The sequence below is a fragment of the Microbacterium sp. Z10_103 genome, from assembly GCF_058310455.1.
Genome location: NZ_JBZEGK010000001.1, coordinates 1911112 through 1937487 on the forward strand (window position 1 = coordinate 1911112; position 26376 = coordinate 1937487).

The window sequence follows — 26376 nt, forward strand, 5'->3', positions numbered from 1 at the left end:
CGGGGATGGAACATTCGGGGCCGCTGGGCACGGTACCCTGGGTTCGGGAGGTTCCATGTACGTTATCGCGCTAATCCTGTTCCTCGGTGGAGTCTTCCTCGTGGGCATCTCCTTCGCGTTGGTGCCATTCCAGGCTCTCTTCTTCATTCTGGGCATCCTGTGCGTGTCGGCGGCCCTCGCGCTGCCCATCCACTTCAGCCGTCGCGTCTGACGCGCCGCCGCGCCCCGCGGTGTAGCCGCGCCCAGGACCGCGAGACCGCTTCTCCGCCACGAGACCGCTGACGACGGCGGTCGTCTCGTGGCGGTGATGCAGTCTCGGGGCCCGGGATGCTCCGGGGGCGAGGTCAGCGGGGTCCGCCGGGCGGGCCGATGACGAGCAGCACGACGTACAGCGCCGCCACGCCGGCGAGAAGCACAAGCGCGAGCACCCACGGTCGACGCAGGAAGAACCGCAGCATCCGGTCCAGCGGGCGCCGGTCACGCGGATCGGCGGTCTCCTCCCGCCGCCACTCCCCCGTCAGCCGGCCCGTGCGATGCAGCCACACCTCGGTGGGCACGGTCGCGTACGGGATGACGGCGCTGGCGATCGCGACCACAGTCGGCCAGGCACTCCAGCGCTGGTTGAGGGCGACGAGGATGGCGGTCGCGCCGTAGGCGAGGAACACGAAGCCGTGGATGCCGCCACCGATCGTGACGGCGATGCTCCAGCCGGCAACCGCCCGCATGATCAGACCCGCGAGAAGCAGGGTCCACGAGATCGCCTCCGCGATCGCCAGCGTGCGGAACAGCGTCAGGGGCGCGCGGAACACAGGTTCTCCTTGTCGGGTGGGTTCTCACCAGCCTATGGGCGTCCCCGGAGGGGGCCGACGCACGTCCGCCCCCGAGGGGACCGACGAACGTCCAGCGCTCGCGGGTACCGTGGGGAAGTGGAATTCTCCCTTGACGCCCTGCGCCGTGACCCCGAATCCGAACGCGAACCCGGCGACGCTGAGCTCGCTCACGATGCGGCCGATCGCCTGTTGCTGGACGCGTCCGCCGCCGCCCGCGAACCCCTCGGCCGCGATGAGATCGTCGTGATCGGAGACGTGTACGGCGCGCTCGCGCTCTCCGCCGCAGCCGAAGGCCCGTCCGGGGCCTCCGCTGTCCGGGTGCACCAGGATGCCCTGTCGGGCGAGCGCGCGCTCGGCGGGAACGCCCGCCTGACCGGCCTCGCGGATCGTGTCCGGTCGCTGCCGCTGGACGCGGATCTCGTCCGCGACGCACGCCTCGTGCTGCTGCGTCTGCCGCGCTCACTGGACGAACTCCGCGACATCGCGGGGCTCATCGCCGCGCACGCAGCGCCCGACGTCGTGGTGTTCGCCGGCGGGCGGATCAAGCACATGAGCCTCGCCATGAACGACGTCCTGCGCGAGAATTTCACGACGCTCGACGTCACGCACGCCCGGCAGAAGTCTCGCGTACTCATCGCCCGCGGACCCAAGAACGGGCATGATCCCGTGCCGAGCCGGGGCGAACACGACGGCGTCACGATCTGCGCCTTCGGCGGGGTCTTCGCGGGCGCCTCCCTCGACATCGGAACGCGGCTGTTGCTCGACCACCTGCCCTCCCCGGCGCTCCCGGCCGGCGAACCGGCCATCGACCTGGGCTGCGGCAACGGCATCGTCGCCGCGACGCTGGCGGTGCGCGATCCGGACCTGCAGGTTTACGCGTCCGACGATTCCGAGGCCGCGGTCCGATCGGCGCGTGCCACGGCCGAGGCGAACGGGATCGCCGACCGGATGACAGTGGTGCGCGATGACGCGCTCTCCCGCCTCCCGGACGCCAGCGCGTCGTTCATCGCGCTGAATCCGCCGTTCCACCGCGGCGCTGCAGTCGACGAGGGTCTCGCCTCCTCCCTGTTCGCCGACGCCGCACGGGTGCTGCGCTCGGGCGGCGAATTGTGGACGGTGTGGAACTCGGCACTGCAGTACCGCCCCACCCTCGAGCGCGTGGTCGGCCCGACGCGCCAGATCGCGCGCAACCCCAAGTTCACGGTGACGGCCTCGCGGAAGAACTGAAGGGGCTGGGGGCGGCCACCGTCAGCTCCCGCGCGATCACCCGCCGGCGCCGCCGGGATCGAGCAGCTCGCCGATCTCGGCCACCCGTACGATTCCCTCGGCCGCAGCCGCCAGCGCAGGGTCGTCGGTGATGAGGGCATCCGCCTGCAGGGACGCCACGGCGAGGTACTCCGCGAGTGCCGTGTCTTCCCAGTCGTGTTGCGCGGCGATCCGCCACGCGGTGGCTCGCGAGACCCGATCGCCGAGCAGCCGGATCTTCAACCCTGCGATCTGTTCGAGGAGCCGGCGCCCCTCGGCTTCGCCCCGGCGGCCGGCGCGCACGTCGCGATACAGGGAAGACAGAGCGTGGGAACGGAGCACCGCCGGCCCCACGAGCTGATGCCCGGAGGCGACGGGGAGCGCGTCCGTCACGATCCGGAGGGCGACAGCGGCATCGATGGCGTATCGGGTCATGACGTCATGCTCCCGCGGACCCCGGACATGCGCGCAGGGCGGATGCCGCAGCATCCGCCGCTCGCCGCAACAGCTCAGGCGACGACGTCGAAGTGTTCCACCGTGGGCTCACGGTCGACGAGGAACGCATCATCCTCGGGGTAGAACACCGCCACGGAGATGTCGGCGCCGGCGAAGGCCACGATGTCGTCCCGGGAGCGCCACAGCGACAGCGTTCGCACTTCGGTGCGCCCGTCGCCGAGGTCGCGCATCACGGCCCACGCGCCCCGGTTTCCGGGCGTGGCCCGATACTCCCGCATCCCCGTCTCGGTCAGGTAGCGGCCGTACGCGTCGCGATCGGCGGTGCGGATCCAGCCGGTCCAGCTGCGGAGAACCGTGGCGTCAGCATCCATGCCGGCAGTCTGTCACGCCCCGATCCCGGTCGCCGGGGTCGGAGAAAACGACGAAGGTCGGAGGATTCACGTGGAATCCTCCGACCTTCGTGCGATCATCCGACGCTGCGGATGCGGAACTTTAGAAGTCCCAGTCGTCGTCCTCGGTGGCCTCGGCCTTGCCGATGACGTACGACGAACCCGACCCACTGAAGAAGTCGTGGTTCTCGTCGGCGTTCGGCGACAGGGCCGACAGGATCGCCGGGTTGACGTTCGTCACGCTCGCCGGGAACATCGCCTCGTAGCCGAGGTTCATCAGCGCCTTGTTGGCGTTGTAGTGCAGGAACTTCTTGACGTCTTCGGTCAGCCCGACGCCGTCGTAGAGGTCCTGCGTGTACTGCACCTCGTTGTCGTAGAGCTCGTACATCAGCGAGAACGTGTAGTCCTTGAGGTCGGCCCGCTCGGCCTCGGAGACCCGCTCGAGCCCCTTCTGGAACTTGTAGCCGATGTAGTACCCGTGCACGGCCTCGTCGCGGATGATGAGGCGGATGAGGTCGGCGGTGTTGGTGAGCTTGGCGCGGCTGGACCAGTGCATCGGCAGGTAGAAGCCCGAGTAGAACAGGAACGACTCGAGCAGCGTCGAGGCGACCTTGCGCTTCAGGGGCGAGTCGCCACGGTAGTACTCCATGACGATCTGCGCCTTCTTCTGCAGATTCGGGTTCTCCACCGACCAGCGGAAGGCCTCGTCGATCTCCTTCGTCGAGCACAGGGTCGAGAAGATCGAGGAGTAGCTCTTCGCGTGCACCGACTCCATGAACGCGATGTTCGTGTAGACAGCCTCCTCGTGCGGGGTGATCGCATCGGGAATCAGCGAGACCGCTCCGACCGTGGCCTGCACGGTGTCCAGCAGGGTCAGGCCGGTGAACACGCGCATCGTCAGCAGCTGCTCGTCGGGCGTGAGCGTGTTCCACGACTGGATGTCGTTGGAGAGGGGGATCTTCTCCGGCAGCCAGAAGTTGTTCACGAGGCGGTTCCACACCTCGACGTCCTTATCGTCCTGGATGCGGTTCCAGTTGATGGCCTGGACAGAATCCAGGAGTTGGAGCTTCTCGCTCATCGTCTCTTCTCTCGAAATCCCTGGTCAGAGCGTTACAGCGTGCAGCTGACGCACTCGCTCATGTCGGTACCCTCGAGCGCCATCTGGCGCAGGCGGATGTAGTAGATGGTCTTGATGCCCTTCCGCCATGCGTAGATCTGCGCCTTGTTGATGTCACGCGTGGTCGCGGTGTCCTTGAAGAACAGCGTGAGCGACAGGCCCTGGTCGACGTGCTGAGTGGCGGCGGCGTAGGTGTCGATGACCTTCTCGTAGCCGATCTCGTACGCGTCCTGGTAGTACTCGAGGTTGTCGTTCGTCATGAACGCCGCCGGGTAGTAGACGCGCCCGAGCTTGCCCTCCTTGCGGATCTCGACCTTCGCCGCGATGGGGTGGATCGAGCTCGTGGAGTTGTTGATGTAGGAGATCGAGCCGGTCGGGGGCACCGCCTGCAGGTTCTGGTTGTAGATACCGAACTGCTGGATCGAGGCCTTGAGTTCGCGCCAGTCATCCTGCGTGGGGATGTGGTGTCCGGCGAACATTTCGGAGACCTTCGGGGTCTTCGGCGCCCACACCTGCTCGATGTACTTGTCGAAGAACTCCCCCGACGCGTAGGTCGAGTCCCAGAAGCCGTCGAAGGCCTGCCCGCGCTCGATGGCGAGCTTGTTCGATGCGCGCAGCGCGTGGAACAGCACCGAGTAGAAGTAGATGTTCGTGAAGTCCACCCCTTCCTCCGAGCCGTAGAACACGTGCTCGCGGGCGAGGTAACCGTGCAGGTTCATCTGGCCGAGGCCGATCGCGTGCGTGCGGTCGTTGCCCTCCTCGATCGAGCGCACCGAGCGGATGTGGCTCTGCTCGCTCACCGCGGTGAGGGCCCGGATGCTGGTCTCCACCGTCCGCGCGAGGTTGCCCCCGTCCATCGCCAGGGCGATGTTGAGCGAACCGAGGTTGCACGAGATGTCCTTGCCGATCTGGTTGTAGGACAGGTCTTCGTTGAACGTGGTCGGGCTGTTCACCTGCAGGATCTCGCTGCAGAGGTTCGACATGTTGATCCGGCCCTTGATCGGGTTGGCCTTGTTCACCGTGTCCTCGAACATGATGTACGGGTAGCCCGACTCGAACTGGATCTCGGCGAGGGTCTGGAAGAACTCACGCGCGTTGATCTTCGTCTTCTTGATGCGCGGGTCATCCACCATCTCGCGGTACTTCTCCGTGACGGAGATGTCACCGAAGGGCACGCCGTACACGCGCTCCACGTCGTACGGCGAGAACAGGTACATGTCCTCGTCGTTCTTGGCGAGCTCGAACGTGATGTCGGGCACCACGACACCCAGCGACAGCGTCTTGATGCGGATCTTCTCGTCGGCGTTCTCACGCTTGGTGTCGAGGAAGCGCAGGATGTCGGGGTGGTGGGCCGACAGGTACACCGCGCCGGCGCCCTGGCGTGCGCCGAGCTGGTTGGCGTAGCTGAAGCTGTCTTCGAGGAGCTTCATGACGGGGATGATGCCGCTGGACTGGTTCTCGATCTGCTTGATCGGCGCACCCGCCTCGCGGATGTTCGAGAGCAGCAGGGCGACACCGCCGCCGCGCTTGGACAGCTGCAGCGAGGAGTTGATGCCGCGCGAGATCGACTCCATGTTGTCTTCGATACGGAGCAGGAAGCAGCTGACGAGCTCGCCGCGCTGTGCCTTGCCCGCATTGAGGAAGGTCGGGGTCGCCGGCTGGAAGCGGCCGGAGAGGATCTCGTCGACGATCTCGGTGGCGAGCTTCTCGTCACCGTCGGCGAGGGCGAGACCGGTCATCACGACGCGGTCTTCGAAGCGCTCCAGGTACCGCTTGCCGTCGAAGGTCTTCAGCGTGTAGCTCGTGTAGTACTTGAACGCACCGAGGAACGTCTCGAAGCGGAACTTCTTCCCGTACGCGAAGTCGTTGAGCTGCTGGATGAACTCGAACGAGTACTTCTCGAGCACGGCCGGCTCGTAGTACTCCTTCTCCACGAGGTAGTCCAAACGCTCCTTCAGGGAGTGGAAGAACACCGTGTTCTGGTTGACGTGCTGCAGGAAGTACTCCCGTGCGGCGCGCTTGTCGGCGTCGAACTGGATCTTGCCGTTCTCGTCGTACAGGTTGAGCATCGCGTTGAGGGCGTGGTAGTCCATGCCGTCGAACCGCAGATCCGTCTTGAAGTCGTTCGCGGTCAATGCCGCTTCTAGTGCTGTGGATTCCACCATCGTTCCAATCCTTCGTTGACGCGCGCGACGTCGTCGGGGGTGCCGAACAGCTCGAGCTTGTACAAGTGCGGCACGGAGCACTTGCGGCTGATGATTTCGCCGGCGAGGCCGAAGTGCTCGCCGAAATTCGTGTTGCCCGCCGAGATGACTCCGCGGATGAGGCTGCGGTTGCCGGCGTCGTTCAGAAACCGGATGACCTGCTTGGGGACGGCGCCCTTCTCGACGCCGCGCCCGGAGCCCCCACCGTAGGTGGGGGTCACGAGCACGAACGGTTCGTCGACCGTGAGCGGAGCGTCGCTCGCGTGGAGAGGGATGCGCACCGCGCGGGCTCCGAGCTTCTCGATGAAACGCGCGGTGTTGCCCGACACGCTCGAGAAGTAGACCAGGAGCGGTGCGTCGGCGAGGCCTCGATGCGAGGTGGCGGAATCCGCCAACTGCGCAGTCATGGCTCGCTCCGATTCTCGAGGTCCGTCGCGAGGGTCAGGAAAGGCGGGCGGCGAGCTCGTCGATCTTGTCGGGACGGAACCCGGACCAGTGGTCCTCGTCCGTGATGACGACGGGCGCCTGAAGGTAGCCGAGCGACTTGACCTGCTCGAGGGCCGCGGGGTCCTGAGAGAGGTCGTGGACCTCGTATTCGATGCCCTTCGAGTCCAGCGCGCGGTAGGTCGCCGTGCACTGCACGCACGAAGGCTTGGTGTACACCGTGATAGCCATGATTACCTGTTTTCCCCTCAAGATCCCGACTTCCCGGAACGCTCCTGTCCCGGGAGCTCAATACTACATATGGGTGCCGACATTGGAAGTCACCACAAGGGCTAGTAGTTACATTCATGTGATTTTGCACCGCTCTCCCCAGGTACAACACATGTTGTCCACCGTTTCATCCACAGGCAGGGCCCTTTCGGGAAGCCTGGAAAAGCCCTGAATCCCGCCGCTTTCACGGGCCGTGGCGACATCTGTCCACAGGCCCGAGGCTACGGGTGGCCTCCGACACGCGGACTTCTGTGGAAAGTGCGATCACGGCGTGTCGGCCCCCGTCGGCGGGATGCCCCCGCGCTGGCCCGTCGAGGGGACGGAGTCGCTACCGTGGGATGTCGTGGCTGGTTATCGGGAGCTCCTGCGGACGCGCGGCGTCGCGCGGATCATCGCCGCGCAGCTGGCCGCCCGTTTCCCGAACGGGATGACGAGCCTCGCCGTCCTCCTCCACATCGAGCACATGACCGGGTCCTACGGCGCCGCGGGACTCGTGCTCGCCGCGACCTCGATCGGCCAGGCCATCGCGGGTCCCATCACCAGCCGTTGGATGGGCCGATGGGGGATGCGGCGGGTGCTGACCCTCACGCTCGTCGTCTGCGCCGCATCCATCGCTCTTCTCGCGCTCCTGCGTCTGCCCGTGCCGGGCTACATGGCGCTGGGGATGCTGGCGGGTCTGTCCACGCCCCCGGTCCAGTCGGCCGTGCGCACCATCTACCCCAAGATCGTGACCTCGCGTCAGCTCACGCCGCTGTTCTCCCTGGATGCGTCGTTGCAGGAGATCATCTGGATCGTCGCGCCGGTCGTCATCACCTTCGTGGCGACCCAGGTCGGCACCGTGGAGGCGCTCTGGCTGATCGTGGTGATCCTCGTCGTCGGCGGCGCGTGGTTCATCCTCTCCCCCGAGGTGGGGCGCGTCCGCATCCCACGCAGCCGCCGGAGCTTGGGCAAGGTGCTCGCCAAGCCCCCGGTGCTCCTGGCGACTATCAGCGGGTTCCTTCTCATCGCCGCGTGCTCCGCGGTGGAAGCCGGCGTCGTCGCCACCTTCGGCCACAGCGGCGCCGCCGCCGGCCTGGTCCTGGCGGTGTTCTCCATCGGGAGCCTCGCGGGCGGTCTGTCCTTCGGGGCCATCCCCCTCGGACGGTGGGCGATGGCCCGCCGTCTCGCGATCGTGGCGGTCGGCCTCGTGCTGGCGATCTTCGCCCTGGATGTGTGGTGGCTGGGCGGCACGCTGTTCCTCGCCGGCATCGGGGTCGCCCCGGCCCTGGCGGTGATCTTCGCGATCACGTCCGCCAGCGTGCGCTTCAGCGAGACGGCCGAGGCCTACGGGTGGATCGGCACCGGGCAGCTCATCGGCGCGGCAGCCGGCTCAGCCGCGGCCGGCTTCCTCATCGACGGCGTGGGACCCCAGGGCGCCTACGTCGCGGGAGCGGCCTTCGCCTTCGTCGGCGTCGTCGTGGCCGTCGCCTGCGTGCGCGGCTTCCCCGACCTGCGGCACCGCGACGCGAGCCCCATCCCCGACACCGAGCCGGTGCCCACGATCACCTGAGCACCTCGCTCACGCGATGCGGGCCAGCAGAGCCATGACGGCGAGCGCGTACGCGTCGGCGGGCTCGGGATGCTGGAAGGTGCGGCTTTCGCCGGCGACGACGATCTCGACCTCGTAGGTGTCGGTGAGCCGGCGGAGCCCCCGGAAGGTGGTGCGGAGCATCTCGCGGAGCTGCTCTTCGGAGGGCAGCCACAGCGCCTCCTCGAGGGCGACCGAATCCAGCGCCCACTCGGTCGTCCCGTTGAAGGCGAGGATCACGCCGGTGGGATAGGCCCGCGCCTCGATCGTCATCTCGCTGACAGTGAAGACGTCGGCGTCGAACTCCGGCTCGTCGAGCTGGAAGCGATCGCCCGATCGGGGGTGCCAGACGAGTCCGGCCTCCCGCAACGCCCGCGCCGCCTCCGTCGAGATCATCCCTCTATTGTGCGGGGGCCACAGGGCCCCGGGGTCGGCGGGTGTCATTAGCATGAACGCATGCCTGTCCCCGTGATCCTGCCCCGCATCACGTGGGGTGAGCCCGCCGCGGGTCGCCGCGCCCTCCTCGTCCACGGCCTCGGTTCCAACGCCGCGCTGATGTGGCGGTACGGGGTCGCGCTGGCAGAGGCCGGGTGGCGGGCGGATGCGGTGGACCTCCGCGGGCATGGCATCGCGCCGCGCGGGCTGGACTACACGATCGACGCCTACGCGGCCGACCTCGCCGGCGTCCGCCCGGAGGAGGGCCCGGGGTGGGACCTCGTCATCGCGCACTCGCTCGGCGGGGCGGCGGCCACCGTCGCCGCCGCCGACGATCCCGAGTGGACCGAACGGCTCGTCCTCGTCGACCCCGCGATCCACCTCGCCGCGCGCGACCGTGAGATCGTACGCGCGAGCCAGGAGCAGGCGTTCGCCGACACGAGCGTCGCGGCCGTTCGGGCGGCGCATCCGACGTGGCATCCCCAGGACATCGAGCTGAAGGCTCTGTCGGCCCAGCAGGCGAGCGCGTGGGCCGTCGAGCAGACCAGCGTGCAGAACCCCGAATGGGATGTGCGCGACGCCGCCGCCCGACTTTCGGTTCCGACGCACATCCTCGGTGCCGACCCCGGGGTGTACTCGATCTTCACGGGCGCGCTCGCCGAGGAGGTGCTGCAGAACCCGGCGGTGTCGATGTCGATCGTGCGGGGCGCCGGGCATTCGCCGCACCGCGACAAGCCGGAAGACACCGTCGCCGCGTTGTTCGCCGCCCTCGTCTGAGCCCCCCGGCCGAGCGGCCGGGGCTGCCCGGCCGCAGCACCGCACCCGCCCGCAGCGACGCACCCGGCCGGGATACCGGGATGCGGACGACAATGGGAGCATGACCGCCGCGTTCGATCCCGCGCAGTACCTTCCCGACGACCTCCTCGAGCGCATCCGCGAGCGCGCGGCGGTCCACGATCGGGAGAACACGTTCCCCGCCGACGACCTCGACGAACTCCGTGCCGCCGGGTACCTCAGCATCCTCGTTCCCACCGACCGCGGCGGAGCCGGCCTGGGGCTCGCCGAAGCCTCGCTCCTCCAGCAGCGCCTGGCCACGGCCGCCCCCGCGACCGCACTCGCGGTGAACATGCACCTCGTATGGACGGGCGTGGCGAAGGTGCTGCAGGATCGCGGCATCGACGACCTCGCGTTCGTGCAGGCCGGAGCCGCCGCCGGCGAGGTGTTCGCGTTCGGCATCAGCGAAGCCGGCAACGACCTCGTGCTGTTCGGCAGCGACACCGCGGCCCAACCGACCGGCGACGGCGGGTACAGCTACACCGGCACGAAGATCTTCACGTCGCTGGCCCCCGTGTGGGATCACCTCGGTGTCCACGGCCTCGACACGACCTCGGCCGACGGCCCGAAGATCGTCTACTCCTTCCTTCCCCGTACCGACGCGATCGTGACGCGCGACGACTGGGACACGCTCGGGATGCGCGGCACCCAGAGCCGCACGACCGAGCTGCACGGCGCCGTGGCCCCCGCCGACCGGGTCGTGCGGCGCGTGGATCCGGGCCCGCAACCCGACCCGCTCGTCTTCGGGATCTTCGCCGTGTTCGAGATCCTCCTGGCCTCCGTCTACACCGGGGTGGCACGCCGGGCACTGGACCTGGCAGTGGATGCGGCGACGACGCGCCACTCGAAGAAGACCGGCAAGGCGTACGCGCAAGACCCCGACATCCGCTGGCGTGTGGCCGACATGGGGCTCGCCTACGACGCGCTCCCCCCGCAGCTGGCGACGCTCGCCCGCGACGTCGACACGCTCACCGACCACGGGCCGCGCTGGTTCGCGCTGCTGGCCGGGGTCAAGCATCGCGCCGTCACCACGGCGAAGCGCATCGTGGATGACGCGATCCTCGTGTCGGGCGGCTCGTCCTACTTCTCCCGCAGCGAGCTGTCCCGGCTGTATCGCGACGTGCTCGCGGGACTGTTCCACCCCTCCGACCCGGAGTCGGCCCACTCCGCCACCGCTACGGCGTTGCTGGGGCCGCTGCAACCCTGATGTTCGCCCAATACGCCCGTGCGAGGATGACCGGGTGCCCCCGACTCCTCCCGCCCTGCTGAGCCCCGCCGACCAGGAACGGCGCCGTGCCCTGCGCACGATGAAAGCCGTCGCGCTCGGTGCGCTCATCCTGATGGCGGTCATCTTCGCGATCTCGTTCCCGCTCCAGGAGCGCTACCCGTGGGTGCAGTGGGTGCGGGCGGCGGCCGAAGGTGGCATGGTGGGCGCCCTCGCCGACTGGTTCGCCGTCACCGCGCTCTTCCGCCACCCGCTCGGAATTCCGATCCCGCACACCGCGATCATCCCGCGCCGGAAGGACGAGATCGGCCGCAGTCTCGGGGAGTTCGTCGAGACGAACTTCCTCTCCGCGCCCGTCGTCCGCGGGAAGCTCGAATCCACGCCGATGGCCACACGGCTGGGCGCCTGGCTCACCCAACCCGAGCACGCGGAGCGCGTCGCTCGCGAAGGTGCCACCGCCGCGACGGCGGTCCTCAACGCGCTGAGCGACGACGACGTCCGCGACGTCATCGAAGACCTCGCCCGAGAGCACCTCATCGCCCCCGACTGGGGACCCTCGGTCGGGGGCTGGCTGGAGCGGGTCGTCGACTCGGGCGCGCACAACGGCGCGGTGGATATGGCCGCCGACACCCTCGCGTCGTGGCTGGCGGGGAATCAGGACGCGTTCTCCGGCCTCGTCTCCCGGCGCCTCCCCTCGTGGCTGCCGGGCATCGCCTCGCGCATCGTCGACGAGACCGTCTACCGGCAGGCGCTGGCCTTCGTCGACGCGGTGCGCGATGACCCCCAGCATCCCGCCCGCGCCGCCATCGACCGCTACCTCGGGCGCCTGGCCGACAACCTGCAGCACGACCCCGAGACGATCGGCAAGCTCGAAGACGCCAAGGCGACACTGTTCGACAGCCCCCGCGTCCGCGCGCTCGCCGCGGAGGCGTGGCAGACCGCCAAGACCGGACTGCTCGCTGCGCTCGAGGACCCCGAGAGCGGCCTGCGCCGGCGTGCCGTGCAGGCGCTCGTGGAGATCGGCGAGCGGCTGACGACCGACGCATCCCTGCAGCAGCGGGTGGACGGGTGGGTGACGGATGCGGCGGTCTTCGTCGTCGAGCGGTACCGCCACGACATCGCCTCGGTCATCACCGACACCGTGGAGCGCTGGGACCCGGCGGAGACGACCGAGAAGATCGAGCTTCTCGTCGGCCGCGATCTGCAGTACATCCGCCTCAACGGCACGATCGTCGGCGCACTGGCCGGAGCGGCGATCTTCACGGTGGCCTCGCTCGCCCTGGGCTGACCGCTAACCTGAGAACGTGGCCGAGGTACCCGCCGACCAAGCTCTCTTCACCTATGGCACGCTGCAGCTTCCCGGGGTGCAGCGCGACACATTCGGGCGACTGCTCGAGGGTGAAGAGGACGTTCTGGCCGGGTACACGCTCGACTACATCGAGATCGAAGACGTCAGAGTCGTCGAAGTGTCGGGCGCCGAGACGCACCCGGCACTCCGGAAGACCGGAGACGCACGCGACAAGGTGGTGGGGATGGTGGTCTGGTTGACCGCGGATGAGCTCGAGGCGGCAGACGAGTACGAGGTGTCGCTGTATCGGCGCGCTTCGGTGACGCTCGCCAGCGGGCGCCCGGCATGGGTCTACGTGACCGCATGATCCAACTCTCCCTCGCCCGGCATGCCAAGTCCGACTGGGCCGACTCCTCCCTCGACGACCACGAGCGTCCGCTGAACTCGCGCGGTCAGCTCGACGCCCCCGAGGTCGCGCGCCGCGTGCTCCGCACCGGAGTCCGGCCCGAAGTCGTCCTGACGTCGACCGCGGTGCGCGCCCGCAGCACCGCGGAATACTTCGCCGCGGCGTTCGACGCGGAGCTGCGCCCGATCCCCGAGCTCTACCTCGCCGAGCCGGACGCCATCCTGCAGGCCGCGCGCGACAGCGGCGTCGACGAGGTGATCGTCGTCGCACACGACCCCGGGATGAGCGCCCTGGTGAGCAGCCTCGCCGGACACGACGTGAGCATGTCCACCGGCGCCGTCGCCGTCTTCACCTGGGAGCAGGGCACCTGGGATGACGTGGGTTCCGTCGCCCCCGACGACGTCCAGCTGACGACCCCGTAGCCGCCACCCCGTCGCGGCCACTGCCGACGCCCCACGTTCCACACCCCACGCCCAACGGCCCACAGGCCGGGGCTCAGCGCACCACGAGGCGCGGCGTGACCAGGACGTGCGCCGACCCGGATGCTGCAGCCCGAGGCGCCACGATGCTGCCGGTCGCGCCCATCAACAGCTCGAGGGTGCCCGCGGCGACCTCCTCCGGAAGCTGCTCGACGCTCGACAACCCGAGCGCCTCCACAGCGGGGGTGTTGTCGAACCCGACGATCGGGAGGTCCGCCCGATCGGCCGCCCCCGCGGCGAGATGCGCGCCGATCGCCAGGGAGTCGCTCGCGCACACGATGCCATCCACGTCGGCCCCGGCCTCCAGCGCCCGGGCGACGGCCGCCCGCCCCGCAGCGACCCCTTCCTCCGCCACCCACCGGGGGCCGCCGCCACCCGCCGAGCGCCATCCCCGCTCACGGTCGTCACCGGTCCCCGAGCCGGCAGGCCACCCGAGGAAGGCCACCCGGCGCCCGGCCGTCGCGAGCAGGTGACCCGTCGCGGCGGCGGTGCCGGCTGCCCCGTCGACGTCCACCCACAGGTGCGCGGGCGCCTCGACATCGTCCTCGCCCCACGGACGCCCGAACGAGACGAACGGCAGCGCGCGCTCGGCCAGCCATCCGGTGCGAGGATCACCGTGGAACGTCCCCGTGACGACCACCGCATCCACTTCGCCGCCGTCGAGCAGGTCGGCCAGGCGGGCGATCTCCTCTTCGGGGGTCCGGGCGGCGTACACGAGCACGCGCATACCCCGGTCGCTCGCGCGTTCGGTGAGCGCATGCACGAACCGGTCGAGCACGACGCCGGAGACGCCGCCAGCATAGGGGTCGAGATGGATGCCGATGGTCGAACTCCGCCGGGTCCGCAGACGCCGCGCGGCGGCGTGCGGGCGATAGCCGAGGTCGGCGATCACCGCCTCGACCCGCTCCCGGGTGGCAGCACGCACGACGTGCGGCGCGTTCAGCACGTTCGACACGGTCTGCCGGGAGACGCCGGCGACCCGCGCGACATCGTCCACCGTAGGCGCCTTGGCCATTGCATCTCCCGCCCGATCGGCTTCCCGTGCGCCATCTTAGGCGTCACGCTCGGGCGCCTTGACAGCTCCCGCCCGCACTACATACGGTGAGGAGACGCGCAGTTTGATCGTTCAAATTAGCGCGCCACATGCCTCATCGAAGGAGAGAGACACATGACACGGCACACCACGCGGGCAATGCTCGGCGCAGGCGCGCTCCTCGTGACCGGTTCGCTCACGCTCGCGGCGTGCGGCTCCGGTTTCAACGACTCCGGCAGCGGATCGGACGAATCCGCCGACGGATCGCTCAGCATCCTCATCGGCTCATCCGGCGAGGCCGAGACGACCGCCGTGGAAGAGGCGGTCGCCGCCTGGTCGGCGGACGCCGGCATCGAAGCCGAGGTCCAGGTCGCCAACGACCTCCCCCAGCAGCTGTCGCAGGGCTTCGCGGCAGGATCGCCGCCCGACCTGTTCTACCTCGCCCCCGAGGCGCTCGCCGGGTACGCCAGCAACGGCTCGATCCAGGCGTACGGCGACGAGCTGGCGAACAAGGATGACTTCTACCCGTCGCTCGTGGAGAACTTCACCCTCGACGGCGAGTTCTACTGCGCACCGAAGGACTTCTCCACCCTCGCGCTGGTCATCAACACCGACCTGTGGGCTGAGGCCGGCCTGACCGACGCCGACATCCCGACCGACTGGGACAGCCTCGCCGCGGTCGCGCAGCGCCTCACCACCGACGGGCAGGTGGGTCTCGCCTTCGGCGCGGAGTACCAGCGGATCGGCGCCTTCATGGCGCAGGCCGGCGGCGGTCTCCTCACCGACGGCGCAGCCACCGCCAACAGCCCGGAGAACGTCGAGGCGTTGACCTACGTGCAGAGCCACCTCGCCGACGGCTCCTTCGCCTTCGCCAGCGACATCGGCGCCGGATGGGGCGGCGAGGCCTTCGGAACGGGGGCCGCGGCAATGGTGATCGAGGGCAACTGGATCACGGGAGCGTTGACCAACGACTACCCGGACGTGAACTACGCGGTCGCGGAGCTCCCCGCCGGTCCCGCCGGTCAGGGCACGCTGCAGTTCACCAACTGCTGGGGCATGGCTGCCGACAGCGCCAACCAGGAGGCTGCGCTCGAACTCGTGGAGTACCTGACGGGCACCGAGCAGCAGCTGGCCTTCTCGGAGGCGTTCGGCCCGATGCCGTCGATCCAGTCCGCAGCGGATGCGTGGACCAGCGCCAACCCCGACCTGTCGGCGTTCCTCGCCGGGGCCGAGTACGCGCAGTTCCCGCCGAACCTGGCCGGTGCCGCCGACGTCATCTCCGACTTCAACGCACAGATCGAGTCCCTCGCCACGGGTGACCCGCAGGCGATCCTCGACACCGTGCAGGCCAACCTCGAGGCCATCGTCGAGTAATGACCGCGTCATCCACCGCGGTTCGCCGCGCCGGGTCCTCCTCTCGGGGGCTCCGGCGCGGCGAGACCGCCGCGGGATGGATCTTCACGCTCCCCGTGCTGGTCATCCTCGGCGTCTTCCTCCTCATCCCGGTGCTGATGGCACTGTGGGTGAGCTTCTCGGACTGGAGCGGGCGCGGAAGCCCCTTCGCCCCGGGCGTGAGCTTCGTCGGCGGGGACAACTACGCGGAGATCACCACGGGCGGCGGCCTCGCCGAACGTGACTTCGGCATCGCGCTGCGCAACAACGCGTGGTACGTCCTCCTCGTCGTTCCCTGCCAGACCGCCCTCTCTCTGTTCCTCGCCGTCCTCGTCAACCGCGCAGTGCTGCGCGGGCGCGGGTTCTTCCGCACGGCGTTCTACTTCCCCTCGGTCACCAGCACCGTCGCGATCACCGTGCTCTGGCTGTTCCTGTTCTCCACCTCCGGAGCCATCAACCAGGCGCTGTCGTGGATCGGCATCAACGGCCCGAACTGGTTCAACGAGCCCCGGGGCGTCGTCCACAACTTCCTCGGCGTCTTCGGGGTGCAGTCCGGTCCCGCGGCACTGACGCAGAACGCCTTCCTCGGGGTGTCGTGGTGGGACTGGATGGCCGGGCCCTCGGTCGCGATGTCCGCCTTCATCCTCATGGCCGTGTTCACCACCTCCGGCACGTTCATGCTGCTGTTCATCGCGGCGCTGCAGAACATCTCCGGCGACGTGGATGAGGCCGCGATGATGGACGGCGCCAACGCCTGGCAGCGGTTCTGGCGTGTCACCCTCCCCCAGCTCAAGCCGACGCTTTTCACCGTGCTGACGCTGGGCCTGATCGGCTGCTGGCAGGTGTTCGATCAGATCTACACCGGCACCCAGGGCGGGCCGGGCAAGACCACCCTGACTCCCGCGTATCTCAGCTACGACTCCGCCTTCATCTCCCAGGAGTGGGGCCAGGGCGCCGCGATCGCGTTCGTCCTGTTCGTCATCATCGTGGCGTTCACGATCCTGCAGCGCTGGGTTCTCCGCGACCGCCCGGTCTCGCGTCGCCGGGCGCGGCAGTACGAAGTGCGTCCCACATCGAAGGGAACGGCACGATGACGGCAGCAGCCACCAGCCTCCAGACCGACGTCCTCATCGGGCAAGAGCTCACCGGCGGCGCCACCGACCGGCCCCCGCGGCGACGGCGCCACCTGCCACGGAAGACCGTCGTGTGGCAGATCGTCCTCTACGTCGCGCTGGCCGCCCTCGCCCTCATCTACATCTATCCGTTCCTGGTGCAGGTGGCCACGTCCTTCAAGACCGACGCGGATGCCGCGGTGGATCCCATCTCGCTCGTGCCCTCGACGTTCACGTGGGCGGCGTACGAGCAGCTGTTCCTGCGGTCGGACTTCCCGACATGGTTCGCCAATTCGGCGATCGTCACGATCTTCGTCACCATCGGCCGGGTGTTCTTCAACTCCCTCGCCGGCTACGCGCTGGCCCGGCTCCGCTTCCGCGGTCGCGGCATCATCTTCGCGGCGCTGGTGGCCGTCATGGCCGTGCCCACCGTGGTGCTCCTCATCCCGAAGTTCCTCGTGATCAACCAACTCGGGATGTACGACTCGTACGCGGGCATGATCCTGCCCCTGCTGGTGGATGCGGCGGGCGTGTTCATCATGAAGAACTTCTTCGAATCGATCCCGGCGTCCGTCGAGGAGCAGGCCCGGATCGACGGCGCCGGCACCTTCCGGATCTTCTGGTCGGTGGTGCTGCCGATGGCCCGCCCCGCGCTCATCACCATCGTGATCCTCTCGTTCCAGGGGTCGTGGAACGAGCTGAGCCACTTCGTCGTCTCGACCCAGTCCCCCGAGCTCACCACCCTGACCAAGGGCGTCGCGTCCCTGGCCAGCGGTCAGCTCAGCCAGGGCAGCCAGTACCCGATCAAACTCGCGGCCGCTGCCATCATGACGATCCCCGTCGCCGTGATGTTCTTCATCTTCCAGCGCCGCATCATGAACGCCAGCGAAGGAGCCGTCAAGGAATGACCCGCGACACCGAGGGGCTGCCGCAGCCGTTGCAGCCCCTGCTTTCCGATGCCGTGATCGCCCTGCGCGCACCCACCCAGGTGTGGTCGCGCGCCGGCGGCGACGCCGGCGCCGCCGCGATCGACGGGATCTACCACGGCGACGTCCGGCACGTGCGCGCGCTGGAGCTGTCGTGCGGCGGATCGGCGATCGAGTGGATCTCGGCCGCTCCCGACGGCCCGTCGCGGATCGTCTTCGGTGGCCTGATCCGCGGCCTGGATGACGCGGAGCCCGACCCCAAGGTGCGGCTGGAGCGCGACCGCCGTGTCGACGGCGGTCGCGTGTCCGAGACGCTGACGGTCCGCTCGCACCTTCCGGAATCCGTGTCGACGACACTGACCTTGCGGGTCGTCCCCGACTTCGCGCTGCTGCACGAGGTCAAGTCGGGTCGGGATGCTCCGCGGCCTCGGTCGTTCCGGATGACCGAGGCGGGGGTCGTGGCGTCAGCCGGCGCCGCCTCGTTCGAGCTCGCGGCGCCGGGCGCGCGGGTGGACGCCGAGGGCGATGCACTCGTGATCACGTGGCCGATGGATGTCCCCGCGCGCGGCTCGGCGGCGGTGGAGTGGTCGCTGGAGCTGCACGACGAGTCCCTCGTCGTGCAGGCGGCCCGCACCCCGGTGCGGTGGGACGCGGCGGCGTCGGCGTCGGCGGCGGGGTCCTCGGCGGCGTCGGCCGATCCGCGGCTGGCGCGGTGGCTCGAGGTCGCCCTCGGCGACCTCGACGCCCTCCGGCTGGCGCTGCCGGATGCGCCGGACGACGACTTCTTCGCCGCCGGAGCCCCCTGGTTCTTCACCCTGTTCGGCCGCGATTCGCTGTGGGCCGCGCGGCTGGGGCTTCCGCTGGACCGCGGCATCGCCGCATCCACTCTCCGCGTCCTGGCACGCCTGCAGGGCACCGACGACGACCCGGCGACCGCCCAGGAGCCGGGGAAGATCCTCCACGAGCTGCGCTCGTCCGCGATCGAACTCCCCGGCGAAGGGATCGTCCTCCCCCCGCGCTACTACGGCAGTGTCGACTCGACGCCGTTGTGGGTGTGCCTCCTCGCGGATGCGTGGCGAGCCGGGATGCCGGAGGCGGAGGTCCGCGAGCTGATCCCCGCCCTCCGCCGTGCCCTGCGGTGGATCCTCGAGTACGGCGACAGCGACGGTGACGGGTTCCTCGACTACATCGATCGCCTCGGCACGGGGCTGGCCAATCAGGGCTGGAAGGACTCCGGCGACTCGATCCAGTGGCGGGACGGCACGCTCGCGGCCGGTCCCATCGCGCTCTGCGAAGTGCAGGGGTACGCGTACGAAGCGGCGCTGGGCGGGGCGGCGCTCCTCGAGGCGTTCGGCGACGACACCGACGATGCCGAAGGGCTCCGCGCGTGGGCCGCCGCGCTCAAGGCGCAATTCGGAGCGGCCTTCTGGGTGGACACGCCCGAGGGACGCTACCCGGCCGTCGCGTTGGATCGCGACAAGAACGCCGTCGACACCCTCACCAGCAACATCGGGCACCTCCTGGGAACCGGCATCCTGGAGCCGGCGGATGAGGCGCACATCGCCGGTCTCCTCCGCGGGCCGACGATGTCGAGCGGGTACGGCATCCGCACGATGTCGACACAGGCCGCGGGGTTCTGGCCGCTGTCGTACCACGGAGGCAGCGTGTGGGTCCACGACACCGCCATCGCGGTGCACGGGATGCTGCGCGCCGGCCTCGACGATGCCGCCCGCGCCGTGGTGCAGGAGCTGCTGGCCGCGGCCGAGGGCTTCGGATACCGCGTGCCCGAGCTGCACTCGGGTGACCCGGCATCCGCCATCTCCGTTCCCACGCCCTACCCGGCCGCGTGCCGCCCGCAGGCGTGGTCGGCAGCCGCCGCCGTGACATGTCTCGAGGCGCTCGCCCGCCCGTGAGCGGAACCCCGGGGTCCGCGGGGCCGCCGCAAGGTCTAGCCGGATGGCGCCGGCAGCCCTAGGGTCGGGGCATGTTCCCTCGTGATCTCCCCGACAACCCCCAACTGCTGGCTCTGATCGAGGCGCGTCACCCGGGCAGCGTCAGCCTGGTGGTCGGCTCCTCCCCCGTCCCCGCCGACCACGAGCGCGCCCGCATCGCCCTGCGCGACGCGATCGACGAGGCCGCGCGACGCCTCGATGAGCTCGACCTCCCCCGCGGCGAGCGCGCCGCCACCGTCGAACGGCTGCGCGGCCTTCTCCAGGACGACGACGTCTGGGGTTCGCAGTCTCAAGCGATGCTCGTCCTCGCCACTCCCGACACCGCCGAGTGGTATCAGCTGCCGTTCGAGGTCACCGACGAGGTCGTCGTCGGTGATCGTTTCGACGTACGGATGCTGCTGCGCGCGTGCTCGGACAGCTCGTCGGCGTTCGTCCTGCAGCTCTCCCGCGGACTCGCGCGTCTCACGGAAGTGACAGCGGCGCCCGGGCTCATCGAGCACCCGCTGACCCTGCCCGATGACCACCAGCTGATGCTGGAGCATGCCTCCAACGACGGGCGGATGGACCGGGACCCCGCCCGGGGGTCCGACGGCGACCGACCCGAGCGGGAGCGGTTCTGCCGCGCCGTGGACCAGGCGGTGGCTGCGGTCATCCGCCGTGGCGTCCCCTTGATCCTGGCCGCGACCGACGAGTTCCGGCCGGCCTATCGCGCGCAGAACACCTTCGCGCTCTTGCTCGACGAGGAGATCACCGCGCACCCCGAGTCGCTCACCGACTCCGAGATCGAAGACCGCGCGCGCGAGGTGCTGAGCATGCGCCACGCACACCAGGTCTCCGCGTGGAAGGAGCGGTTCGGCACGCTTCGCGCGCAGGAGCTGGCGACCTCCCGCGTGTCGCAAGTGGCGGCGGCCGCCGCGGCAGCCGCGATCGATGAGCTCCGCCTCGATCAGGATGCCGAGCGCTCGGGCACCGTGGATGAATTCGGTCGCGTGCACGCGGGCGAGGGGATGTTCCTCCTTCTCGACCTCGCGGCGGACGTCCTGCGCACGGGCGGATCGGTGCTCGCCGTACCGCGGGAAGAGCTCACCGACGGCTCGCCCGTGGCCGCGACGCTCCGTTTCCCCGTGCCTTCCACGACGAGGTCCTGAGCGGCGGCGCCCGTCCGCGTCTGAGGTCAGTCCACCTTTCCCACGACGCCGCCGGTGAGGCGGACGAGCTCATCGAAGGTCAGCGGGAACACGGTGTGCGGCGTGCCGCCGGCCGCCCACAGCTCCGGATACGCCGCGAGCGCCTCATCCACCACCGTCGTCAGCGGGGCGGGGTGCCCGGTGGGCGCGACGCCGCCGATGGGCTGCCCGGTCGCTTCGCGCACCTGCTCCGGGCTCGCCCGGCGGATAGGCCCGCGCCCGAGACGCGCGGCAAGCGCCGCCGTGTCGACACGGTGCGCCCCGCTGGTCATCACGAGCAACGGCTCGCCGTCGCTCATGAACACCAGGCTGTTGGCGATCGCCCCCACGTCCACCCCGAGGGCAGCGGCCGCCAGGGCAGCGGTGGATGCCGCATCGGGCAGCACGACGATCTTCCCGGCGATCCCCTCCTCCGCCAGACGCTCGGCGACCAGACGGCTGCGGGCGGGGAGGTCCACACTCATGCGTCCCACCCTAGGCGCGCGTCGCAGCCGTACCCTTCAGGCCGCCGCGCGCGCGAGGATCTCGCCGTGCGGCATGACGAGCCATCCGTCCGGCGCCGCTGCCCACTCACGCCAGCCGTCGGCGATCCGCTGCAGGGCGTCGCGGTCGGCGAGCCCGCGATCGAGGGCATGCTCGGCGAAGTCCGACTCCGTCGCGCGCTGAGCCCACGAGTCCGCGAACCACGAGCGGTCTTCGGGCGTGGCGTAGAGCCAGAGGGATGCGCTGGGAACGATGTCGCGCAGGTCCGCCTCGCGCGCCCACGACAGGAGTCGCCGCCCCGCGGAGGGCTCGCCGCCCAGCGCGCGTCCGAGCCGGAGGTAGAGGTCCAACCACTCCGCCAGCACCGGCGACTCGGGGAACCACGTGATCGCGCCGTAGTCCACTTCGCGAAGCGCCACGATCCCGCCCGCCCCCACCCGCGCGAACTCACGGATGGCGTCGACCGGACGCGCGAGGTGGTGCAGCAGCTGATGGGCGTGGACCACATCGAATTCGCCGCGACCGGCCGCCAGGGCGTAGGCGTCACCGGTCGTGAAGGACACACCGACCCCACGCTGCTGCGCGACCGTGCGCGCCAGCTGCAACGCGAGCGCGGAGGAATCCACGCCGACCACACGCCCGGGAGCCACCTTCTCGGCCAGATCCACCGTGATCGTTCCCGGTCCGCACCCGACATCCAGGAGCGACATGCCGGCGCGGAGGGAGGGAAGAAGGTAGGCGACGGAGTTCTCCGCCGTACGCCGGGCGTGCGAGCTCACGACGCTGGAGTGGTGGCCGTGCAGGTATTCGTCAGCCATGACGGAAGCGTAGCCGCCGTCGCCCCCCTCCCGTTCGGTGGAGTCCCCGGGCACAATGGTTTCCGGATGCCGCACACCCGTGACATCCGAAACCCCAGGCCCACGAAGCCCGCCGGAAGAGGATCGACGATGACTCCTGCCCTGCCCCTGCCCGAATTCACCCACGAACGCGTGGAGGTGAGGACCGGCGAACGCAGCGGCCTGTTCCTCGCCGTCGCCCTGCACTCCTCCGCGCTGGGCCCCGCTCTCGGCGGCGCCCGCGTCTGGACGTATCCGCACTGGAGCGCCGCTCTCGGCGACGTGCTTCGCCTGTCGGCCGCGATGACCCTGAAGAACGCCGCGGCCGGACTCGACGCCGGCGGCGGCAAGGCCGTCATCGGCCTGACCGAGGGAACGGTCCTCGACCCCGAGCGCCGCCGCGCGGCGTTCCTCGACCTCGGCGACGCGGTCGAGTCACTCGGCGGGCTCTACCGCACCGCAGAGGACGTCGGATCGACGGCCGAAGACATGCTCGTCGTCCGCGAACGGACCGCGTCCGTCGTCGGTCTGCCGGATGCCTCCGGGGGCTCGGGCGAGCCGGCCGGTCCGACGAGCGTGGGCGTGTACGAGGCGTTGCGTGCGACCCTCGAGCGTGTCGCGGGTTCGGGCGACGTGGCCGGTCGCCACATCACCATCTCCGGGCTGGGACAGGTCGGAAGCCGCCTCGCCGTCCGGCTGGCCGCCGAGGGCGCCGTGCTGCACGTCACCGACGTGAACCCCGCCAAGCGCCACCTCGCCGCCGACCTCGGCGCGACCTGGGTCGCACCCGGCGACGAGCACCTCGTGACCGCCGACGTGTTCGTTCCCGCCGGGATCGGCGGCCTCCTCACCGACGAGGTCATCGACGCGCTCGACGCGCGCGCGGTGTGCGGCCCGGCGAACAACCCCCTCGCCGACCGCAGCGGAGCAGAGCGCCTGGCGGCCCGCGGCATCCTCTACGCCCCGGACTTCGTCGCCAACGCCGGCGGAGTGATCTACCTCGACGCCGCCGACAAGGGACTCGGCGACCGCGCGCAGATCATGGCGCGCGTCGCCGCGATCGGCGACACCACGCGGCGCATCTTCGACGAGGCCGAAACCCGGGGTGTGACCCCGCTGATGGCCGCAGAAGGACTCGCCGCCGAGCGGCTCAGCGCCGGAGCATCCCGGACTGCGCTCGTCGGCTGAGCCGCCTCACCCGTGCGTACGCGCGGGGTTGGTGACGGTGGGCAGCACCCGCGGGGCATCCCCCGGGTGCGCCCACCTCACGGCGTTCGCGAGCACGCGCCGGATCTGCGGGTGGTGGTAGACGGGGTACTCCTGGTCGCCCGGTGAGAAGTAGAAGACGCGTCCGCGCCCTCGCCGGTAGGTGAGGCCGGAGCGGAACACCTCGCCACCGGCGAACGACGAGACGAAGATCTGCTCGTCCGGCTGGGGCACGTCGAAGAACTCGCCGTACATCTCCTGCCGGTCGATGGTGATGGGATGCTCCACCCCGTCGGTGATCGGATGACCCGGGGCCACGGTCCAGACGAGTTCGCGCTCACCGTCGTTCCGCCACGCCAGCGAACACGTCGTGCCCATGAGGCGGATGAAGATCTTCGAGAAATGGCCCGAGTGCAGAACCAGCAGGCCCATACCCGACAGCACGTGCTGGTGGACGCGGTCCACGACCGTGTCGTCGACCTGGTCGTGGGCGATGTGCCCCCACCACAGGAGCACGTCGGTCGCGGCGAGCGCCTCCTCCGACAGGCCGTGCTCCGGATCGCGCAGCGTGGCCGTGCGCACCTCGACGTCGCTCCCCAACAGGTCGCGGAGGCCCTCCGCGATCGCCCCGTGAATGCCGTCCGGGTAGATCTCCTGCACAGCGGCGTCGTGCAGCTCGTGCTCTCCCTCGTTCCAGACGAGGACGCGAATCGCGCTCATTTCATCGCTCCGATCTCGATCTGCTCCACGGCGACTTCCCGCCCTTCCTCCGCCGACCGGTAGCAGGCGTCGATGATCGCGGCGCGGCGTGCGGCCACACTGCCGTCGTTCGCCGCCCACTCCTCGGGGTGTCGGACGGTGCGGATGAATTCGTCCACGACGCCCTGGTGTCCGGCCGGCTCGCCACCGGGGAGCACGCGATCGGCCACCGCATCGGCGGTGCCGGAGTAGAGGGCGACATCCGTCGCCGGGGCGTAGTCCACCACGCGCAGTTCGGCGCCGCCCTCGGTGCCGTAGAGGGTGAAGCCGAACTCGTCGCCGCTCGGGCGATACGAGGCCCAGCTCGTGTCGAGCGTGACGGACGCACCGCCTTCCAGGCGCAGCAGAACCGTCGCGAAGTCCTCGACGTCGAACGCCGAGCCGGTGAACTGCTTGCCGCCGAGCGCCGCATCCGGGCCGCCGAGACCGCGCGGGCCGAATTCGGCGTGCACCACCGCGGAGGCCGAGAGCACTCGCGGCTCGCCCATGAGGTCGAGCACCGAGTCGATCATGTGCACTCCGATGTCGACGAGCGGACCGCCGCCGGCAAGCTCCTTGCTCGTGAACCAGCTGCCCAGAGTGGGGATGCCCGCGCGTCGCAGCCACGCCGCACGCACGTGGTAGATGCGCCCCAGCGCGCCGGAGGAGATCTCGCTCGCGAGCGTGCGGACATCGCCGCGCAGACGGTGATTGAACGCGACCTGCAGCACGCGCCCCGCCGAGCGGGCGGCCGCCACCATCTGGGCGGCTTCCGAGGCGCTGCGGGCGATCGGCTTCTCCGAAAGCACGTGGATGCCGCGCTCCAGAGCCGCTACCGCGACCGGGGCGTGCAGGAACGTCGGCACCGCGACACTCACCGCATCCAGCGGCGTGCTGTCGAGCAGCTCTCGCCAATCGGCGACCGCGACCTCGACGTCGAACTGCTCGGCCAGCTCGCGGCGCGCGTTCTCTTCCAGGCCCGCGATACCGACCAGCTCGACATCGGGATGCGCGGTGTACGCCGCGATGTGCTGCTGACCGGCCCAGCCGAGGCCGACGACCCCGACACGCAGCGGAGGGGTGGATGGACGGGGTGATGCCACGGTCATGGACTCTCCGGGGGGTGGATGAGGCGATGTGTGCTGAGCGGCGCCCGAAGGAACGGCCCGCTTGGAGTCAAGCACAGGGGTCCCCCACGCGGGCGCGCCTTGCGGGAATTCCGCGATCCCGCACCGGCCGCCACCGACGCTTCGTCTCGCTGCGCTCGCTCAGCGCCCGGGGACACCGGACCCTGAGCGAGGAGCGCAGCGACGAGACGAAGGGCCCCCACGGTACCGTCCGGGGCCGACGCTTCGTCTCGCTCCGCTCGCTCAGCGTCCGGGAGGCGACCGGCCGCGCCGCTGGGCCCGCACCCTGACGCTTCGTCTCGCTCCGCTCGCTCAGCGACGAGACGAAGGGCCCCCACGGTACCGTTCGGGGTCGACGCTCCGTCTCGCTGCGCTCGCTCAGCGTCCGAAAGCACCGGACCCTGAGCGAGGAGCGCAGCGACGAGACGAAGGGCCCCCGCAGCGACGAAAAGCGGGGTCAGTGGGAGACGCCGCCCTCCATGGCCACGATGCGGTGATCGTCGCCGTGGGTGAGCGGAGTGCGCAGGAAGACCTCGTCGGTGGGGAGGCGCAGATCGAAGCGCGGATACGCGGCGAGGCGCAGCTCCCCTGTCGCGACCGTGACCTCGAGCACGTGCCCGCCGGAGAGCCGGTCGGCCGCGATGAAGTGGAGGTGCAGCCCAGCCACGGCGATCCCTTGATAGATCTCCGGCGCCCAGAACCCCACGAGCGTTCCGGTGCGCTCCTCGAGCACCGTCTCGACCTGGTCGCGCGTAACGTCGGCGAGCGACCGGAAAGGCGCCTCCCGGCGACGCGGCACGCGGATGCGGACGGTCGCCACCACCCCGTCCACCCGGACGGCGTGGAACAGGTTCCGACTGACCAGGCGTTCCTCGACCGCAGCCGTCAAGGCGGCCAGGTCGAGGGCTCCGACCGTCTCAGCCGCGACATCCGGAAACGTGCACACGTCGAGGAAAGGCAGCGACTCGTCGTCGGCCATCTCGCGGGGCGCCGCCTCATCGGTGCATTCGAGGAGGTCGCCGTCGACCAGGATCACTTCGCCGGCGAGCCCATCGCAGCATCCGATGCCGAAGTCCCCCAGCCGGCGAGCATCGGTGGCGGGGAGTCCGGAGGTGTAGGCGCCCGCCAGGAGCGCATCGAGCACGGCGTACTGGGTGACGGCGTCGGTGGTGAGAAGGGTCATGGCGGCGACGCT

28 protein-coding genes are annotated in these 26376 nt (G+C 69.8%); 14 read left to right on the forward strand and 14 right to left on the reverse strand.

The annotated features are described in order from the left end of the window. Window positions 1-55: 55 nt before the first annotated feature. A complete protein-coding gene (locus AC4FS2_RS09235) occupies window positions 56-211 on the forward strand; it encodes a hypothetical protein (protein WP_491151900.1) in 156 nt (51 codons plus the stop codon). A 133-nt stretch (window positions 212-344) separates the two neighbouring features. Here the strand turns inward: AC4FS2_RS09235 and AC4FS2_RS09240 are convergent, their stop codons facing one another. Beyond that, window positions 345-809, reverse strand: coding sequence for a DUF3817 domain-containing protein (locus AC4FS2_RS09240; RefSeq protein ID WP_491151899.1), 465 nt, complete (start codon window positions 807-809; stop codon window positions 345-347). Between the two features lie 117 nt (window positions 810-926). On the opposite strand from AC4FS2_RS09240, the gene AC4FS2_RS09245 reads away from it, so the two are divergent. Then, on the forward strand, window positions 927-2057 hold the full coding sequence (locus tag AC4FS2_RS09245; protein ID WP_491151897.1) for a class I SAM-dependent methyltransferase: 1131 nt from the start codon (window positions 927-929) through the stop codon (window positions 2055-2057). 36 nt (window positions 2058-2093) lie between these two features. Here AC4FS2_RS09245 and AC4FS2_RS09250 read toward each other — a convergent pair whose 3' ends face one another. From AC4FS2_RS09250 to nrdH, 6 genes are all read right to left on the reverse strand, one after another. Next, complete coding sequence (locus AC4FS2_RS09250; protein ID WP_491151895.1) at window positions 2094-2510, reverse strand: hypothetical protein; 417 nt, start codon at window positions 2508-2510, stop codon at window positions 2094-2096. 74 nt (window positions 2511-2584) lie between these two features. Then, window positions 2585-2902, reverse strand: a complete 318-nt coding sequence (locus AC4FS2_RS09255; protein WP_491151893.1) for a hypothetical protein — start codon at window positions 2900-2902, stop codon at window positions 2585-2587. A 121-nt stretch (window positions 2903-3023) separates the two neighbouring features. Next, the gene (gene nrdF / locus AC4FS2_RS09260) at window positions 3024-3998 is read right to left on the reverse strand and encodes a class 1b ribonucleoside-diphosphate reductase subunit beta (RefSeq protein ID WP_491151892.1); all 975 of its coding nucleotides are present in this window, start codon (window positions 3996-3998) and stop codon (window positions 3024-3026) included. A 32-nt stretch (window positions 3999-4030) separates the two neighbouring features. Beyond that, complete coding sequence (nrdE, locus tag AC4FS2_RS09265; protein WP_491155613.1) at window positions 4031-6130, reverse strand: class 1b ribonucleoside-diphosphate reductase subunit alpha; 2100 nt, start codon at window positions 6128-6130, stop codon at window positions 4031-4033. A gap of 50 nt (window positions 6131-6180) precedes the next feature. Then, window positions 6181-6648 (reverse strand): class Ib ribonucleoside-diphosphate reductase assembly flavoprotein NrdI, encoded by a 468-nt coding sequence (nrdI, locus tag AC4FS2_RS09270; RefSeq protein WP_491151890.1) that lies wholly within the window; start codon window positions 6646-6648, stop codon window positions 6181-6183. Window positions 6649-6682: 34 nt separating this feature from the next. Further along, window positions 6683-6916: a glutaredoxin-like protein NrdH gene (gene nrdH, locus AC4FS2_RS09275; RefSeq protein WP_491151888.1), complete on the reverse strand. Its 234-nt coding sequence runs from the start codon at window positions 6914-6916 to the stop codon at window positions 6683-6685. Window positions 6917-7298: 382 nt separating this feature from the next. Between nrdH and AC4FS2_RS09280 the strand changes: the two genes are divergently transcribed. Beyond that, window positions 7299-8504 carry an MFS transporter gene (locus tag AC4FS2_RS09280; protein WP_491155612.1) on the forward strand — a complete coding sequence of 402 codons (1206 nt, stop codon included), beginning with the start codon at window positions 7299-7301 and terminating at the stop codon, window positions 8502-8504. A gap of 9 nt (window positions 8505-8513) precedes the next feature. On the opposite strand, the gene AC4FS2_RS09285 is transcribed toward AC4FS2_RS09280, so the two are convergent. After that, complete coding sequence (locus tag AC4FS2_RS09285; RefSeq protein ID WP_491151887.1) at window positions 8514-8918, reverse strand: pilus assembly protein CpaE; 405 nt, start codon at window positions 8916-8918, stop codon at window positions 8514-8516. A 60-nt stretch (window positions 8919-8978) separates the two neighbouring features. On the opposite strand from AC4FS2_RS09285, the gene AC4FS2_RS09290 reads away from it, so the two are divergent. The 5 genes from AC4FS2_RS09290 to AC4FS2_RS09310 all read left to right on the forward strand — a co-directional run bounded on the left by AC4FS2_RS09290 (window position 8979) and on the right by AC4FS2_RS09310 (window position 13132). Next, the gene (locus AC4FS2_RS09290) at window positions 8979-9734 is read left to right on the forward strand and encodes an alpha/beta fold hydrolase (protein WP_491151885.1); all 756 of its coding nucleotides are present in this window, start codon (window positions 8979-8981) and stop codon (window positions 9732-9734) included. Between the two features lie 100 nt (window positions 9735-9834). After that, entirely contained in the window at window positions 9835-10998 is a 1164-nt protein-coding gene (locus AC4FS2_RS09295) for an acyl-CoA dehydrogenase family protein (RefSeq protein ID WP_491151883.1), read from the forward strand. Window positions 10999-11032: 34 nt separating this feature from the next. Further along, complete coding sequence (locus AC4FS2_RS09300) at window positions 11033-12304, forward strand: DUF445 domain-containing protein (RefSeq protein WP_491151882.1); 1272 nt, start codon at window positions 11033-11035, stop codon at window positions 12302-12304. A 16-nt stretch (window positions 12305-12320) separates the two neighbouring features. After that, on the forward strand, window positions 12321-12671 hold the full coding sequence (locus tag AC4FS2_RS09305) for a gamma-glutamylcyclotransferase family protein (protein WP_491151880.1): 351 nt from the start codon (window positions 12321-12323) through the stop codon (window positions 12669-12671). After that, window positions 12668-13132 (forward strand): SixA phosphatase family protein, encoded by a 465-nt coding sequence (locus AC4FS2_RS09310; protein ID WP_491151879.1) that lies wholly within the window; start codon window positions 12668-12670, stop codon window positions 13130-13132. Before AC4FS2_RS09305 ends, AC4FS2_RS09310 begins: the two co-directional genes overlap by 4 nt. Before the next feature lie 73 nt (window positions 13133-13205). Here the strand turns inward: AC4FS2_RS09310 and AC4FS2_RS09315 are convergent, their stop codons facing one another. Continuing rightward, window positions 13206-14204, reverse strand: a complete 999-nt coding sequence (locus AC4FS2_RS09315; protein WP_491151877.1) for a LacI family DNA-binding transcriptional regulator — start codon at window positions 14202-14204, stop codon at window positions 13206-13208. A gap of 153 nt (window positions 14205-14357) precedes the next feature. Here AC4FS2_RS09315 and AC4FS2_RS09320 point away from each other — a divergent pair, with 153 nt between their 5' ends. From AC4FS2_RS09320 to AC4FS2_RS09340, 5 genes are all read left to right on the forward strand, one after another. Next, window positions 14358-15596 carry a sugar ABC transporter substrate-binding protein gene (locus AC4FS2_RS09320; protein ID WP_491151875.1) on the forward strand — a complete coding sequence of 413 codons (1239 nt, stop codon included), beginning with the start codon at window positions 14358-14360 and terminating at the stop codon, window positions 15594-15596. After that, complete coding sequence (locus AC4FS2_RS09325) at window positions 15596-16708, forward strand: carbohydrate ABC transporter permease (protein ID WP_491151874.1); 1113 nt, start codon at window positions 15596-15598, stop codon at window positions 16706-16708. The genes AC4FS2_RS09320 and AC4FS2_RS09325 overlap by 1 nt, the downstream gene beginning before the upstream one ends. Continuing rightward, on the forward strand, window positions 16705-17634 hold the full coding sequence (locus AC4FS2_RS09330) for a carbohydrate ABC transporter permease (RefSeq protein WP_491151873.1): 930 nt from the start codon (window positions 16705-16707) through the stop codon (window positions 17632-17634). Before AC4FS2_RS09325 ends, AC4FS2_RS09330 begins: the two co-directional genes overlap by 4 nt. After that, complete coding sequence (locus AC4FS2_RS09335; RefSeq protein WP_491151872.1) at window positions 17631-19565, forward strand: glycogen debranching N-terminal domain-containing protein; 1935 nt, start codon at window positions 17631-17633, stop codon at window positions 19563-19565. Before AC4FS2_RS09330 ends, AC4FS2_RS09335 begins: the two co-directional genes overlap by 4 nt. A 71-nt stretch (window positions 19566-19636) precedes the next feature. Then, window positions 19637-20752 (forward strand): baeRF11 domain-containing protein, encoded by a 1116-nt coding sequence (locus AC4FS2_RS09340; RefSeq protein ID WP_491151870.1) that lies wholly within the window; start codon window positions 19637-19639, stop codon window positions 20750-20752. Window positions 20753-20778: 26 nt separating this feature from the next. On the opposite strand, the gene AC4FS2_RS09345 is transcribed toward AC4FS2_RS09340, so the two are convergent. After that, a complete protein-coding gene (locus AC4FS2_RS09345; protein ID WP_491151869.1) occupies window positions 20779-21255 on the reverse strand; it encodes a YbaK/EbsC family protein in 477 nt (158 codons plus the stop codon). Between the two features lie 36 nt (window positions 21256-21291). Then, window positions 21292-22092 (reverse strand): class I SAM-dependent methyltransferase, encoded by an 801-nt coding sequence (locus AC4FS2_RS09350; protein WP_491151867.1) that lies wholly within the window; start codon window positions 22090-22092, stop codon window positions 21292-21294. A gap of 129 nt (window positions 22093-22221) precedes the next feature. Here AC4FS2_RS09350 and AC4FS2_RS09355 point away from each other — a divergent pair, with 129 nt between their 5' ends. Further along, window positions 22222-23298, forward strand: coding sequence for a Glu/Leu/Phe/Val dehydrogenase family protein (locus AC4FS2_RS09355; protein WP_491151865.1), 1077 nt, complete (start codon window positions 22222-22224; stop codon window positions 23296-23298). Window positions 23299-23304: 6 nt separating this feature from the next. On the opposite strand, the gene AC4FS2_RS09360 is transcribed toward AC4FS2_RS09355, so the two are convergent. The 3 genes from AC4FS2_RS09360 to AC4FS2_RS09370 all read right to left on the reverse strand — a co-directional run bounded on the left by AC4FS2_RS09360 (window position 23305) and on the right by AC4FS2_RS09370 (window position 26364). Then, a complete protein-coding gene (locus AC4FS2_RS09360) occupies window positions 23305-24036 on the reverse strand; it encodes a ThuA domain-containing protein (protein WP_491151864.1) in 732 nt (243 codons plus the stop codon). Continuing rightward, the gene (locus AC4FS2_RS09365; RefSeq protein WP_491151862.1) at window positions 24033-25163 is read right to left on the reverse strand and encodes a Gfo/Idh/MocA family protein; all 1131 of its coding nucleotides are present in this window, start codon (window positions 25161-25163) and stop codon (window positions 24033-24035) included. Before AC4FS2_RS09365 ends, AC4FS2_RS09360 begins: the two co-directional genes overlap by 4 nt. A gap of 475 nt (window positions 25164-25638) precedes the next feature. Beyond that, the gene (locus AC4FS2_RS09370) at window positions 25639-26364 is read right to left on the reverse strand and encodes an acetolactate decarboxylase (protein WP_491151861.1); all 726 of its coding nucleotides are present in this window, start codon (window positions 26362-26364) and stop codon (window positions 25639-25641) included. Between the last annotated feature and the right edge of the window lie 12 nt (window positions 26365-26376).

Bases quoted from the DNA above. Each gene is read 5' to 3' on its own strand.
- AC4FS2_RS09235 (WP_491151900.1), top strand. From the start codon at position 56: ATGTACGTTATCGCGCTAATCCTGTTCCTCGGTGGAGTCTTCCTCGTG.
- AC4FS2_RS09250 (WP_491151895.1), bottom strand. From the start codon at position 2,510: ATGACCCGATACGCCATCGATGCCGCTGTCGCCCTCCGGATCGTGACG.
- AC4FS2_RS09255 (WP_491151893.1), bottom strand. From the start codon at position 2,902: ATGGATGCTGACGCCACGGTTCTCCGCAGCTGGACCGGCTGGATCCGC.
- nrdF (WP_491151892.1), bottom strand. From the start codon at position 3,998: ATGAGCGAGAAGCTCCAACTCCTGGATTCTGTCCAGGCCATCAACTGG.
- nrdE (WP_491155613.1), bottom strand. From the start codon at position 6,130: ATGGACTACCACGCCCTCAACGCGATGCTCAACCTGTACGACGAGAAC.
- nrdI (WP_491151890.1), bottom strand. From the start codon at position 6,648: ATGACTGCGCAGTTGGCGGATTCCGCCACCTCGCATCGAGGCCTCGCC.
- nrdH (WP_491151888.1), bottom strand. From the start codon at position 6,916: ATGGCTATCACGGTGTACACCAAGCCTTCGTGCGTGCAGTGCACGGCG.
- AC4FS2_RS09285 (WP_491151887.1), bottom strand. From the start codon at position 8,918: ATGATCTCGACGGAGGCGGCGCGGGCGTTGCGGGAGGCCGGACTCGTC.
- AC4FS2_RS09290 (WP_491151885.1), top strand. From the start codon at position 8,979: ATGCCTGTCCCCGTGATCCTGCCCCGCATCACGTGGGGTGAGCCCGCC.
- AC4FS2_RS09295 (WP_491151883.1), top strand. From the start codon at position 9,835: ATGACCGCCGCGTTCGATCCCGCGCAGTACCTTCCCGACGACCTCCTC.
- AC4FS2_RS09310 (WP_491151879.1), top strand. From the start codon at position 12,668: ATGATCCAACTCTCCCTCGCCCGGCATGCCAAGTCCGACTGGGCCGAC.
- AC4FS2_RS09315 (WP_491151877.1), bottom strand. From the start codon at position 14,204: ATGGCCAAGGCGCCTACGGTGGACGATGTCGCGCGGGTCGCCGGCGTC.
- AC4FS2_RS09320 (WP_491151875.1), top strand. From the start codon at position 14,358: ATGACACGGCACACCACGCGGGCAATGCTCGGCGCAGGCGCGCTCCTC.
- AC4FS2_RS09325 (WP_491151874.1), top strand. From the start codon at position 15,596: ATGACCGCGTCATCCACCGCGGTTCGCCGCGCCGGGTCCTCCTCTCGG.
- AC4FS2_RS09330 (WP_491151873.1), top strand. From the start codon at position 16,705: ATGACGGCAGCAGCCACCAGCCTCCAGACCGACGTCCTCATCGGGCAA.
- AC4FS2_RS09335 (WP_491151872.1), top strand. From the start codon at position 17,631: ATGACCCGCGACACCGAGGGGCTGCCGCAGCCGTTGCAGCCCCTGCTT.
- AC4FS2_RS09340 (WP_491151870.1), top strand. From the start codon at position 19,637: ATGTTCCCTCGTGATCTCCCCGACAACCCCCAACTGCTGGCTCTGATC.
- AC4FS2_RS09345 (WP_491151869.1), bottom strand. From the start codon at position 21,255: ATGAGTGTGGACCTCCCCGCCCGCAGCCGTCTGGTCGCCGAGCGTCTG.
- AC4FS2_RS09350 (WP_491151867.1), bottom strand. From the start codon at position 22,092: ATGGCTGACGAATACCTGCACGGCCACCACTCCAGCGTCGTGAGCTCG.
- AC4FS2_RS09355 (WP_491151865.1), top strand. From the start codon at position 22,222: ATGACTCCTGCCCTGCCCCTGCCCGAATTCACCCACGAACGCGTGGAG.
- AC4FS2_RS09360 (WP_491151864.1), bottom strand. From the start codon at position 24,036: ATGAGCGCGATTCGCGTCCTCGTCTGGAACGAGGGAGAGCACGAGCTG.
- AC4FS2_RS09365 (WP_491151862.1), bottom strand. From the start codon at position 25,163: ATGACCGTGGCATCACCCCGTCCATCCACCCCTCCGCTGCGTGTCGGG.
- AC4FS2_RS09370 (WP_491151861.1), bottom strand. From the start codon at position 26,364: ATGACCCTTCTCACCACCGACGCCGTCACCCAGTACGCCGTGCTCGAT.